The sequence below is a fragment of the Dysgonomonas termitidis genome, from assembly GCF_054657735.1.
Genome location: NZ_BAAHYD010000002.1, coordinates 3,080,362 through 3,093,077, shown reverse-complemented (window position 1 = coordinate 3,093,077; position 12,716 = coordinate 3,080,362). Strand labels below are relative to the sequence as shown.

17 protein-coding genes are annotated in these 12,716 nt (G+C 37.7%); 7 read left to right on the top strand and 10 right to left on the bottom strand.

What is annotated here, in order from left to right; all coding sequences use genetic code 11:
* The 4 genes from ACYQ3L_RS16750 to ACYQ3L_RS16735 all read right to left on the bottom strand — a co-directional run bounded on the left by ACYQ3L_RS16750 (window position 1) and on the right by ACYQ3L_RS16735 (window position 2,060).
* A complete protein-coding gene (locus ACYQ3L_RS16750) occupies window positions 1–666 on the bottom strand; it encodes a response regulator transcription factor (RefSeq protein WP_379997987.1) in 666 nt (221 codons plus the stop codon).
* Between the two features lie 303 nt (window positions 667–969).
* Window positions 970–1,338 (bottom strand): NifB/NifX family molybdenum-iron cluster-binding protein, encoded by a 369-nt coding sequence (locus tag ACYQ3L_RS16745; protein WP_379997989.1) that lies wholly within the window; start codon window positions 1,336–1,338, stop codon window positions 970–972.
* Window positions 1,335–1,658: a NifB/NifX family molybdenum-iron cluster-binding protein gene (locus ACYQ3L_RS16740; protein WP_379997991.1), complete on the bottom strand. Its 324-nt coding sequence runs from the start codon at window positions 1,656–1,658 to the stop codon at window positions 1,335–1,337. The genes ACYQ3L_RS16745 and ACYQ3L_RS16740 overlap by 4 nt, the downstream gene beginning before the upstream one ends.
* Window positions 1,659–2,060, bottom strand: a complete 402-nt coding sequence (locus ACYQ3L_RS16735; RefSeq protein WP_379997993.1) for a DUF134 domain-containing protein — start codon at window positions 2,058–2,060, stop codon at window positions 1,659–1,661.
* A gap of 192 nt (window positions 2,061–2,252) precedes the next feature.
* Between ACYQ3L_RS16735 and ACYQ3L_RS16730 the strand changes: the two genes are divergently transcribed.
* From ACYQ3L_RS16730 to ACYQ3L_RS16700, 7 genes are all read left to right on the top strand, one after another.
* Complete coding sequence (locus ACYQ3L_RS16730) at window positions 2,253–3,563, top strand: TolC family protein (protein ID WP_379997995.1); 1,311 nt, start codon at window positions 2,253–2,255, stop codon at window positions 3,561–3,563.
* A gap of 22 nt (window positions 3,564–3,585) precedes the next feature.
* A complete protein-coding gene (locus ACYQ3L_RS16725) occupies window positions 3,586–4,668 on the top strand; it encodes an efflux RND transporter periplasmic adaptor subunit (RefSeq protein ID WP_379997997.1) in 1,083 nt (360 codons plus the stop codon).
* A gap of 4 nt (window positions 4,669–4,672) precedes the next feature.
* The gene (locus ACYQ3L_RS16720) at window positions 4,673–7,879 is read left to right on the top strand and encodes an efflux RND transporter permease subunit (RefSeq protein WP_379997999.1); all 3,207 of its coding nucleotides are present in this window, start codon (window positions 4,673–4,675) and stop codon (window positions 7,877–7,879) included.
* A gap of 2 nt (window positions 7,880–7,881) precedes the next feature.
* Window positions 7,882–8,193 (top strand): hypothetical protein, encoded by a 312-nt coding sequence (locus tag ACYQ3L_RS16715; RefSeq protein WP_379998001.1) that lies wholly within the window; start codon window positions 7,882–7,884, stop codon window positions 8,191–8,193.
* Window positions 8,194–8,195: 2 nt separating this feature from the next.
* Window positions 8,196–8,384 (top strand): YgaP family membrane protein, encoded by a 189-nt coding sequence (locus ACYQ3L_RS16710; protein WP_379998003.1) that lies wholly within the window; start codon window positions 8,196–8,198, stop codon window positions 8,382–8,384.
* Between the two features lie 67 nt (window positions 8,385–8,451).
* Window positions 8,452–9,366, top strand: a complete 915-nt coding sequence (locus tag ACYQ3L_RS16705) for a phospholipase A (RefSeq protein WP_379998005.1) — start codon at window positions 8,452–8,454, stop codon at window positions 9,364–9,366.
* A gap of 16 nt (window positions 9,367–9,382) precedes the next feature.
* Window positions 9,383–10,000, top strand: coding sequence for a class I SAM-dependent methyltransferase (locus tag ACYQ3L_RS16700; protein ID WP_379998007.1), 618 nt, complete (start codon window positions 9,383–9,385; stop codon window positions 9,998–10,000).
* A 54-nt stretch (window positions 10,001–10,054) separates the two neighbouring features.
* Here ACYQ3L_RS16700 and ACYQ3L_RS16695 read toward each other — a convergent pair whose 3' ends face one another.
* From ACYQ3L_RS16695 to ACYQ3L_RS16670, 6 genes are all read right to left on the bottom strand, one after another.
* Entirely contained in the window at window positions 10,055–10,243 is a 189-nt protein-coding gene (locus ACYQ3L_RS16695; protein ID WP_379998009.1) for a heavy-metal-associated domain-containing protein, read from the bottom strand.
* A gap of 9 nt (window positions 10,244–10,252) precedes the next feature.
* Window positions 10,253–10,630, bottom strand: a complete 378-nt coding sequence (locus ACYQ3L_RS16690; RefSeq protein ID WP_379998011.1) for a MarR family transcriptional regulator — start codon at window positions 10,628–10,630, stop codon at window positions 10,253–10,255.
* A gap of 24 nt (window positions 10,631–10,654) precedes the next feature.
* Window positions 10,655–11,113 carry a thioredoxin gene (gene trxA / locus ACYQ3L_RS16685; protein ID WP_379998013.1) on the bottom strand — a complete coding sequence of 153 codons (459 nt, stop codon included), beginning with the start codon at window positions 11,111–11,113 and terminating at the stop codon, window positions 10,655–10,657.
* Window positions 11,114–11,354: 241 nt separating this feature from the next.
* Window positions 11,355–11,657 (bottom strand): rhodanese-like domain-containing protein, encoded by a 303-nt coding sequence (locus tag ACYQ3L_RS16680; RefSeq protein WP_379998015.1) that lies wholly within the window; start codon window positions 11,655–11,657, stop codon window positions 11,355–11,357.
* A gap of 14 nt (window positions 11,658–11,671) precedes the next feature.
* Window positions 11,672–11,875, bottom strand: coding sequence for a DUF6132 family protein (locus ACYQ3L_RS16675; protein WP_379998018.1), 204 nt, complete (start codon window positions 11,873–11,875; stop codon window positions 11,672–11,674).
* A gap of 498 nt (window positions 11,876–12,373) precedes the next feature.
* A complete protein-coding gene (locus ACYQ3L_RS16670; RefSeq protein ID WP_459952470.1) occupies window positions 12,374–12,649 on the bottom strand; it encodes a MarR family winged helix-turn-helix transcriptional regulator in 276 nt (91 codons plus the stop codon).
* Between the last annotated feature and the right edge of the window lie 67 nt (window positions 12,650–12,716).

Below are 12,716 nucleotides of genomic sequence, written 5' to 3'. Positions count from 1 at the left end.
TTAATCGTTAGCTATATATCCTACTCCCCTTATGGTTTTAATATGTCCGTTATCTTTATCCAGATTGAGCTTTTTACGGATGGCGTTGATAAATACATCAATTACACCTGTGTCATACTCAAAGTTAATACCCCATACTTTCTCTATAATCTCATCCCTTTTACATACGCTTCCTTTATTTCTAATCAGGAATTCAAGCAATTCAAACTCGCGCTGGGTAAGAGAAATATCTAAGGAATCTACCTTTACTTCGTATGTTTTCAGGTTGAGGAAAATATTACCCAAAGTAAGGCCCGATATATTTTTATGGTTTCGGAAATGAATCTTTATTCTTTCCAGTAATTCCTCGAAACTAAATGGCTTTTTGATATAATCATTTGCACCCGACTGTAGTCCCTCTATTGTTTCCTGTACTGTATCTTTAGCCGTAAGAAATAAAACAGGTATCTCAGCATCTTTTTCCCGGATAGCCTTGCAGACTTCGATTCCTGTCATTTTGGGCAACATCCAGTCAAGAAGAATAAGATCAGGTTTCTCCGATTGGAAAAGTTCGATTCCCTGTTTTCCATTGATGGCAATAGCTATTCTGTAACCTTCTTCTTCAAGCCCCTGTTTCAGAAAGTTATATATTCCCGGCTCATCCTCTATGATTAAGATATGTTGCATATTTTGCAAATATATTAATAAATATGTTTTATGATTTAATCTGTTTATATTTTTGATAAGATATACAAAAGACCGGAGAAATATTTCTCCGGTCTTTTTTCTGGTATTTCACTTATGATATTAATATATAGATACATAATAATTCTATGAAAATTCAGAGAGAACTTACTGTGGTCGTTAACTGTCGATTCTTTCAAAGGAAGGCTGTAAGATTGTAGAATGAATCAAATAAAGAATAGAAGCTTGCCGAAGTCGGGGTTTAATATACGGGTTATTATCGGTTAAGACAGTTGTTATCATTAATTAATGATGTTCGCATTGATGACCATCCTCATGATGCTTGCACCCTTCACCCGAATCGGTTACCCTGCCATTCAAAAAATCGTTCACTAATGCTGTTGCGTTTCCGGAGCATCCGCGATATACTTTTATACCATGTTTTGCCAAGACATTTGATGCTCCTGCACCCATATTGCCGGCAAGCATTACTGTTACATTCATATTTTGAAGAACCGAAGCAATATTGCTTTTACAACCGCATCCTTGAGGAGAAGCTAACGTCTCGGTATCTTCTATATTTTTATTCTCTCCAATTGTAAATATAGAATAAGACTCACAATGTCCGAAGTGATTATCAACAGCGTTGGCTCTTGTTGGTATTGCTATTTTCATAAGTTTTGATTTTTTAATTGATTTATAATTTCATTTAATGTTTTTGTTTTCAAGGGTATAATTATCTGAATGTTTTTTTCTCTTAATAAAACAGTGGTTATTGTACCAAAACGGCCAGACAGGACAGTATCAATGTTTAATTCAAGTAAGAAATTTATAGTTTTTATTCCTGCATTCTGTTTTGCTGAACCTGCTATATTTTCAACAAACCTCATATTCTGGGTATCCGTATCGTACAGGCAGAACCATTGACATCGTCCGAAGTTCTCAGAAACTGGCTGATCTAAATCATTCGTATTTGTTGAAATCGCAATAACCATCTACTCGAATTTATTTAATGTAATTTCTTTATTCCTGCAAAGAGGACAGTTCATTTCACCTCCGTCTTTTAGTGTAAATATAATTTCGCATTTATCGCACGTGTACCATTCTGCAATCAGGCTGTCCCCTCCCTCATAAATGATCGGCAATCCTTCAATGAATGCCTGTGCAATTTTAGATCGGACACTTTCGTATATACGGGTAAATGTAGGTCGTGATATATTCATTAATTTTGCAGCTTCGGCCTGAGTCAAATCTTCATAATCACATAACTTCAAGGCTTCATATTCTTCAATATTGATAAGAATCTTGTCTTCTTTTTTGCAGAGTACCCCGAATGGTTTGAATCCTCCAAAACCTGGAGCCATCTGGACAAGCCTCTTTTTCTTTATTCGAGCCATAAATTATATCTGATCCCAGTTTTAAAATAATCAAAGATAATATAATTATGAACATATGTTCATAATGAAGGAAGAAATATTTTTCCTGTTATATTTTCCTGTGGAAATTTGTTTCTTTGGAAAATATTATTTTCCTTTGTCTTATATTTCCAATGGAAAATATAGTAGCGATAATTAAGAATATAATAAAAAATGAAAAGAACGACAATTATTACATTAAGTGTGATTTGGTTTAGCCTCTCAATCCAGGCGCAACCCGCCAGGTATATTTCGGCCGATGAGGCTGTAGAAATTGCAGTAAAAAACAACAGTAATGTGAAACTGTCCGAATTGGATAGTAAAATAGCTAATGCAAATTACCATGAAACCGATGCAGTATTTCTCCCTCAGATTACGGTAGGATATACAGCTTTAAGCACAAACAATCCACTAAATGCATTCGGTTTTCTTTTGCAACAGGAATCTGTTACAGCGATGGACTTCGATCCGGCAAAGTTGAATAATCCCGGAGCCAGTCAAAATTATAGTACACAGGTAGAGGCTAAGATTCCATTACTAAATATGGATATGATCTATGCCCGAAAAGGAGCAAAAGCTCAAGAGGAAGTCTATAGATACAAAGCCGCACGTACCGAAGAATATATTGAGTTTGAAGTGCGAAAGGCATACACTCAATTACAAATGTCATATCAGGCCCGGGGCATTCTTCAAAAATCGTTGGAAGATGTGAAACAAATACATCAGTCAGTCAACAATTTCTACAATCAGGGGTTGGTTCAAAAGTCGGATGTATTGAATGCTCAGGTCCAGGTTAATATCATTGAAACAGCCTTGACAAAGGCTGAAAGCAATATATATAATGCCTCAGATGGACTATGTCTTTTGATGGGATTGGAAAATAACGATGATGTCTATATAGTTGATTCGCTATCACAGGAACAAGGGTTATATCAGCATCGGGAACTTTCGACGTTTCGTGCTGATATCATGGCTTTAAATAAGGCTGTGGATGCAACCAATATGATGGTGAAGGCGTCTCAAATGGCTTTTCTTCCCCGTATTAATGCTTTCGGTTCATATGGACTAAATGACTCTAAAGCCTTCAAATTCCGGAATGATTCTTATCTGATTGGTATAAACTTAAGTTGGACAATATTCTCCGGCAATCAGAATCGGAGTAAGATGAAGTCTGCTCAATTTCAACGTGATAAAATGCAAGAGGAATTAGATTTACATGTCAAAAAAGAACAACTGGAACTGGATAAAACCAAGCGTGACCTGAATGACTCGCAGACAGAGATAAATAAGCAAAAGGTTAGTGTTGAGCAAGCCGGCGAAGCCTTGCGTATTCTCGCTAATCGTCATCGCGAAGGTTTAGCCAGCACCACGGACCTATTGATGGCACAGGCACAACTTTCTCAGCAAAAACTTTTGCTTTCACAATCCATTATGTCATATAATATAACAGAGGCATACCTCGACTTTTTATCAAAAACTAAATAACAAATAAAACCTGTAAATAAATATGAAAACTTTAAGAAATGCATTTTTAGGAATGATGGGGATATCTGCTTTTTATTCTTGCTCTTCTTCCTATAAATCAGAGGATAAAGATAAGACTATACTAACAGTAGAAGTTTATTCTCCGGCTCAGTCTACTAACAAAGGCTTTTACCTTAGCGGCGAAGTCACTGCTAAGCAAACGGCGACTATCAGTACACGTATGATAGGTTATGTGAACAAAATATATGTTAAACCCGGCGATAGAGTAGGGGCCGGACAGCTTCTCGTTTCAATCAGCAGCGATGATATTCTGGCAAAAAAAGCACAGGTACAGGCCATGATTGCCGAAGCTGAAGCAGCGGCGAAGAATGCACAGCGGGATTACGAGCGTTTCAAAATTTTGCGCAACCAAAACAGCGTGTCGGACAAGGAACTCGAAAATGTGGCTTTACAGAATACTTCGATGAATGCTAAAGTGCAAATGGCTCGTCAGCAGATGAATGAGGTAAATGCGATGTTGGCATATGTCAATATCCGTGCACCGTTCTCAGGAGTTGTTACACAAAAAATGATGGATGAGGGTAGCATGGCTAACCCGGGTATGCCTATTTTAACAATCGAGCAGAGTGGAGAGTTGCAGATTGTGGCCTCCGTTCCGGAAAATTATATTCAATACGTGAAAGTAGGAGATGTAGCCAAAATAGAATTGAGATCATTAAGGATAATGCTTGATGGGAAAATATCCGAACTTAGCCCGTCGGCGTTCCGTACAGGAGGGCAATATTATATGAAACTGTCAATAGATGCAAAAGACAAAGACAACATCCGGTCAGGTATGTATGTCAACATATTGATACCCAATAAAAAAGCAGAGGACATTTTATCGAAAATCATACTGGACAGAGAATCGGTTGTTTATCGCGACCAACTTACAGGGGTATACGTTGTCGACGATCAAAATCAAGCTAACTTACGCTGGGTGCGCTTAGGCAAGATAATTGGCAATCAGGTAGAAGTACTTTCCGGCTTGAGCCAAAACGAGAGAGTTGTTTCTAAAGCCGAAGGCAAATTATATAACGGAGTAAAGGTGTCTGTAAATAAATAGTATTATGGAAAACGGAATTTCAGGAAAAATAGCCGGAGCGTTTATCAAGTCTAAATTGAGTATCCTGCTCATGCTTGCCTTTATGCTCTTGGGGCTGTTCAGCATATATTTTATTCCACGCGAAGAGGAACCTCAGATAGAAGTTCCGATGGTGGATGTCATGATTGGTTATCCCGGAGCGACACCTCAGGAAGTGGAGTCGGGAGTAATACAACCTATCGAAAAGATTATTTCGAATATCAAAGGAGTAGAGCATGTCTATTCTACTTCTATGAATGGTATGGGTATGCTCACCGTACAATTTTATGTGGGCGAAGATGTAGAACGTTCGTTAGTAAAACTTTACAACGAAATGATGAAGAATATGGATCGTATGCCGCAAGGGGCAACTATGCCACTGCTTAAATCGCGAGCCATAGACGATGTGCCTGCTTTGGCTTTCACGCTTTGGAGTGATAAGATGGGCGATTATCAGATACGTCAGGTAGCCGAAGTGGTTGGCAACGAAATAAAGAAAATACCGGATGTAGCACAGGTAAACGTTGTTGGAGGTCAAAGTCGTCAGGTGAAAGTGATGCTCGACAAAGATAAGATGGCTCAGAGTAAGCTCGATTTTGGAGCCATAACTCAAGCCTTGCAAGCCAATAATGCGCAGATGCATAGCGGAAATATTGTTTCGGGCGATCTGGTATACTCTATTCAGACCGGTAACTTTTTTGCAGATGTAGATGAAGTCAAAAATCTGATTGTAGGAACAAATGACAATCAACCGGTCTACCTATATCAAATAGCAGACGTGGAGGATGGTCCCGAAGTGCCTAAACAATATGTTTCGTTTGGATATGGAGCCGCCTCGGGCGATAAAAAAGCCGGTATGCCCGACGACTATTCGGCAGTGACTATTTCTATTGCTAAGAAAAAAGGTGCCGATGCCATGAAGCTGGCAGAGGTGGTAACTGACAAAGTGGAGCATTTGAAAAAAGATGTGATCACCAACGATCTGAATGTAGAGATTACTCGCAACTACGGAGAGACTGCGTCGCACAAAGTGTCAGAATTGCTTTTCCACTTGTCTATTGCTATTATAGTAGTAACCTTGTTTGTAATGCTGGCTATGGGATGGCGTGGAGGCCTGGTGGTATTCCTTTCCGTACCTGTAACATTCGCCCTGACTCTGTTTGCTTATTACTTCTTAGGGTATACACTCAACCGGATTACCTTATTTGCTTTGGTATTTGTAACAGGTATTGTTGTGGATGACTCCATTGTGATTGCCGAAAACATGCACCGTCATTTCAAAATGAAAAAACTGCCGCCATTGCAAGCTGCCCTGTATGCTATCAATGAAGTGGGAAACCCTACCATCCTGGCAACCCTGACCGTTATTGCCGCCGTATTGCCTATGGCGTTCGTCTCGGGAATGATGGGGCCATATATGAGCCCGATGCCTATCGGAGCTTCGATAGCCATGATCTTTTCTTTACTGGTGGCTTTGACGTTGACTCCATATTTCGGTTATTTATTCTTAAGGCATAAAGATAAAAAAGGAGAGGGGCTTGAGAATGAAGAAAAAGAGCCCGATTTACACGAGACAAAAATCTATAAATTATATGCTAAAATAGTAACTCCTTTTCTTGAAAACAGAAAGCGTCGCTGGACTTTTATGATAGGATTGGCTGTCGTTTTGCTCGGGTCGTTTGTGATGTTCTATACAAAATCTGTTCCGGTAAAAATGCTGCCTTTCGATAATAAAAATGAGTTTCAGGTAGTGATAGATATGCCCGAAGGCACAACCCTGGAACGTACGGCAGCCGTGGCTAAAGAATTGGCGGTGTATATAAGCCAGAATGATAAGGTCACTAATTATCAAACTTATGTGGGAATATCCGCTCCTATCAGCTTTAACGGATTGGTGCGTCACTACGATTTGCGTTCAGGAGACAATGTGGCAGATATACAAGTCAATCTTATAGATAAAGGTGAACGTAAAGAACAAAGCCATGATATAGCCACATCGGTACGTGCCGATTTGCAAGTTATCGGTAAAAAATACAATGCCAATGTAAAAGTGGTAGAAGTACCACCGGGTCCTCCGGTGATGTCTACAATTGCTGCTGAAATATATGGTCCCGACTATCAACAGCAGATTGCCGTTGCCAAGCAGGTAAAAGATATGCTGGCTGTAACAGATAATGTTATCGACGTGGATTGGTCGGTAGAAGATGCTCAAACCGAATACAAGTTTGAGGTGGATAAAGACAAAGCGATGAAATTGGGGATTCCGAATGCGCAAGTGGTTCAGAATATGAGAGCAGCTCTTTCGGGTATGTCTGTTGGTGTATTGCATCAGCCCTCATCGGTCAATCAGGTCGGTATTGTACTTCAATTGTCCGAAAAAGAGAAGTCAAGTATTGAGGATATCTTAAGCCTGAAGGTTGTGAATCAACAAGGAGTGGGTATTCCCATCGGTGATTTAGTTAATATTACCCAAGCAGAAAAAGGTAAAAGTATTCATCGCAAAGATCAGAAACGGGTAGTATATGTGTTGACCGAAGTCGCCGGAAGTTTAGAAAGCCCTATATATCCTATTATGGAAGTGTCGGAAAAATTATCGCAGGTAAAACTTCCCGAAGGATACATTTTATCGGAAGAATATAGTGAGCAACCAAAATATGAAGACAACTTTGCCTTAAAGTGGGATGGCGAATGGCAAATTACCTATGAAGTATTCCGTGATTTGGGGCTGGCTTTTCTATTTGTACTGATCATTATCTATGTGCTGATTGTGGCATGGTTTCAAAACTTTATCACACCGTTAGTACAGCTGGCTGCCATACCATTATCACTGATTGGGATTATTTTCGGTCACTGGGTGATGGGTGCTTACTTTAGCGCTCCGTCTATGATCGGATTTATAGCCCTTGCCGGGATCATGGTGCGAAACTCGGTATTACTGATTGACTTCATAGATATTAGACTAAAAGATGGCATCCCATTGAAACAGACTGTTATCGAAGCAGGAGCTGTGCGTACAACTCCTATTGTATTGACAGCGGGAGGAGTAGTATTAGGCGCGATAGTTATCCTATTCGACCCGATATTCCAGGGTCTGGCAATCTCTTTGATGGGTGGAACGATAACTTCTACAGTACTTACACTGATTGTTGTACCCTTACTATATTACAAAATGTTGAAAAAGAAAGTAAAATGATTATGAAACTATTAGTTGTATTAAGTATAAAAGAATATCAGGAGCGGGTAGCAAACCTGCTCCATAAAGCCGGAGTAAAACGGTTTAGTGTAACCAACATAACCGGGTATAAAAAGAAAGAAGAAAACCTGGGCTGGTTTGCGGCGAATGGAAGTAATGCTAAAACCAATTCTATAATGCTTTTCAGCTTTATAACGAAAGAAATTGCAGATAAGGCTATTTCAGAAATTGATAGTTGCAATATTGAAACAAAAAACCCTTTTCCTGTGCATGCATTTATTCTTGATGTAGAAAACTTTTCTAAACTGATTTAATTATGAAACGTGAATATATTGTACGTATAGTAGCGGGAACAATGGTGTTAGCAGGCATTTCTTTGGCTTATTTTGTTTCTGCCGGATGGTTGTTGCTGCCTGCCTTTGTAGGTCTAAATCTTATCCAGTCATCCTTCACTAAATTTTGTCCGTTGGAAATCCTGCTCGATAAATTGAACGTTAAACGGTAAATTGATTAATTAGATTTGAGAGAGCAAAACCGAATATTGAAATCGTCTTTTGCTCTCTTTTTTAGATATGAAAACAAGAATTTACATAATAGCCATATTCTTTACTTTTATTATACACGTCCCGATTGCTTATTCACAAGAGAATACGATCTTGCACGTGGATAGTCTTTCACTTCGGAACAACTATCTGCACGAGATGCAGTCGATAAATGTATTGAAGCATAAGCCGATTGAAGTTTCGGAAGATCTTGTAAGGGCTGTTCTTGATAAACAAGCAGCTTTTGCTGTATACAAGGATAATTACATGGTAACTGGCATCCCTTTAAATAAATCGGTAACCAGAAAATCAGCAGATGCATTTTTTCAGTTTAGCATTCGCCACAGAGTTACCAGAAGTGTACTTCCGTTCAATTCGTTTTTATATATTACATATTCACAGAAGTCATTCTGGGATATTTATGACGAATCAAGTCCTTTCCGCGATACAAATTACAATCCGGGGATAGGCATAGGCAGGTATGTTATAAAAGACAACAAATTGAAAGGAGCGGTAATGGTTTCTCTGGAACATGAATCGAATGGGAAGGCAGGTGAGGATTCGCGTAGTTGGAACTATGTGAATCTGTCAGCTAAATACTTTTACAATATGCGATTATCGGCTAAAGCACAAATATATCTGCCGTATGTGGATGGCGGCAATAATAAAGATTTGTTGCGTTACAGAGGATATGGTATCTTTTCCGTCAATTATATAAATAAGAATAATTTATGGTGGTTCAGCCTTAATATAATTCCACGGGATAAGTTTATAAACCCTAATTTACATACATCTTTATCGTTTAGGGTGTCCAAAAATTCAAACCAATACCTAACTTTGGATTATTATGCCGGTTATGGAGAAGGGTTACTGAACTATAAAAAATACACAAATCAAATCAGAATAGGGTTTACTATTAAACCGGATTTCTTCAGTGCATATTAATTAAAAATGAATAATTATGAATAATAAATGGGATGAACGGTACAATATTGAAGAATACCGGTATGGAGAAATGCCAAATCTTTTTTTCAAAGAAATTATAGATGCACTTCCTGTCGGAAAAGTACTTCTTCCTGCTGATGGGGAAGGACGGAACGGCGTATATGCAGCTATGAGGGGCTGGAGTGTGGATGCTTTCGATCAAAGCCAGCAGGCTAAAGAAAAAGCCTTGCGACTGGCACATAAGAACAATGCGGATATCTCGTATAAAGTAATAAATTTCGAGGATGTTGCACAAAACTATGTAGCTGATTCTTATAATGTAATTGCTCTTACCTATGTTCACCTACCGGAACAGTTAAAAGCAAAATATCACAGATCGTTATTGCCTTTGTTGAAAACCGGAGGGCATATTATTATTGAAGGATTCAGTAAAGATCATATAAAATATCAACAACAAAACCCATCGGCAGGAGGTCCTCCACTTGTGGATATGATGTATTCGAAGCAAGAGATTCTCTCGATCTTTGATTCTTTGGAGATCGATCTTTTAGAAGAAAAAGAAATAAAACTGGCAGAAGGGATAGGGCATAATGGGAAAGCCTCTGTAATACGCTTTATCGGGCAAAAAATATAAATAAAAACAGAGGCAAGGTTTATCATTTATCCTTGCCTCTGTTTCGTTTACGTATCAATATATTTTTTCAAATTTTTCCTGAAGTTCTTTTTCTGTGATTTCCTCTGTGTGATCGATTGCTATTACTTTATTCGCAATATCCACATTAACACCATATATTCCGGGAATAATACCGATTTCTTTACCTATGGACCGTACACAGCTATTGCAGTGTATATTTTTTGCATTTATAATTGTTTTCATAGCCTACTATTATAATTCGACTACGGGTTTTAGCGTTTCGGGAATATCGAACTCAGCACATTTTATCGATTCAAGTTTTTTCTTTCCCAAATCAGTCAAAGCAAAATACATCTGGCGCTTATCCTCCTTACCAACAATACGTCGGATAAGCCCCTTCTTCTCTACAGACTTTATCACCTTTGATGTATTCGAATTGCTCAGCCCCAATACACCCGCTAATTCATTTGATGAATATTTCTGAGCATTTAGCGAACATAGTAGCATTCCTTCATTCAGGCCAAGATCATATAATTGCTGAAAATTTAATTCAAATTCATAAATTGCCCGGTACACATCTCTGATCTGGCATAGTGTTCTTACTTGCGAATTATTTATATTGTCTGTCATTTTAGTATAAGTTTATATTTACTGTCATTCTTTTAATAAAATATTATCAATAGCCTCCTTTAATTGCTGTTTAGGCAATGCTCCTGCAGCCATCTGTGGTTGCCCGTCCATCGGAACAAACAGTAAAGAAGGTATGCTTCTTATTCCGAAGGCGGCGGCAAGTTCAGACTCTGTTTCCGTATTTATTTTATAAATATATATACGGTCTCCATATTCTGCAGCCAATTCTTCCAGCACCGGAGCTATAGCCTTACACGGCCCACACCAGTCAGCATAGAAATCAATCAATGCCGGTTTATCCCCCAAATATTTCCATTGGGTAGGATTTGTTTCAAAATTAACAACTTTTGATAAGAATTCAACTTTTGTTAAATATATTGTTGTCATTTTATTTTCTTTTTTAATCGTTTCTTTTGTTTCAGCCTTGTTATTACAAGATATAAGCGATGATGCCATCAGGATGAATAATATTATATACTTCATTTAATCCGGTTTATATTTTTTTATCTGATCACCGTAGATGTTTTTTTTGTACTTGGTGTCCGTATAGCATCCTGCAGATCCACAACAGGAAATATTTATAATTGCCTGAAAAAGCAGGAATCCGGCTAAGACAAGAAATATATAATCCTTAGAGGATATTGAATAGATAGCTATCAGCATTCCCAACAACAACCGAATTATCCGGGCAAGATCCCAGTTTTTTAATATACGATTCATTTATTTATCTAAAATTAAACCAGCTTCCACCATTATATACTTCCTGAAAACCTTTACTCCTTAAAAAAAATACTGCACTGCGGCTACGCATACCACTGGCACATACAGCGATAATTGGTTTATCTTTTTTTAGTTTCGATAAATTATTTCTCAAGTTATCCAAAGGAATATTAATCGAATTTGTTGTTGCTCCCTGTTTATATTCTTCTTTTGTGCGGACATCCAGAAGTATAGCTCCATTCTCCATAAGTGTTTTAAAGTCCGCTTTATCTTCTAATCCAAGTAACCGACTAAGAAATCCTGCCATAATTATTTATTTTATTATTGTTTCTTTACTTTATTCTTTTTAAAAATCCCACCGAATAAACCTCCTGCCAGTAATCCATACAATGTACTGATTGTCGGAGATGAAGTTATGGGACAAGTTCCGGTACTACATCCGATGTACCTCCAATACATATAGCCGCCTATTGCTCCTATGAGGGCCCCTAACAGATATGTCCAATTGTTTTTTATAATTTGCATATTCATTTACTCTTATATTCCTTACAAAGATACTATTTAATTTCCATTAGAATATAATTCTTCAGGAAATTGTTTGACTGAAATATTAATTTACATTAAATACAGAATGATAGCTGAGTTTTTCTATTTATAAAGAGGACTCTGTTATGTCTACTCTGCATGTTTTATAACCTTTACAACATTCTTCGATTGTTTTTACATCTGATGATATTGTTTTTGAGAAGTCTATTTTTTCAATATCGTGTCATTGAATAATTTTTATCTTTTCTCTAAGAATATTATCTGCCGCAAATCCAGCCATTTTAACAGAGCCTTTAGCCGGTGAGTAGAGGAGGATGTATGCATGTTCAATTCGCATCAGGTAATAAATTGGACCTCCTTGCTTAATAACCTGAGTAACCAAATATCCTTAAGCAAGCTGCGACAGATGCACCTCTTGAAATTCCGTTTGTGATAAGCTTATTCTTGTATTTATTTTTTATGATAATTAATATAATCTTATTGTTTAATGAATTGTTTTATCAACTTAATTAATCGGCTTATGAGTTCTATATATATGTTTTCTCTTGCCTGTATTTTTTTCATCTTTTCTTTACCCTTAGCTGTTAAGGAGAAGAGCATATTTCTTTTATCAACCTTCCCCATTCTTCTTGTAATATATTTCTTTTCCTCAAGACTTAGCAGTATTTTGGATGTTCGGGAGTTTGACAAGCCTAGCTGATTGGATAGATCGCTTGCACAAGAACTCTTTTTGTCAGATAACGAGTATAAGATAAAGGTTATCAGGCCTTTGCCCTTATTTGAAATAGTTTCGACCTGATCTGACAGTTAAAGGGCAAAC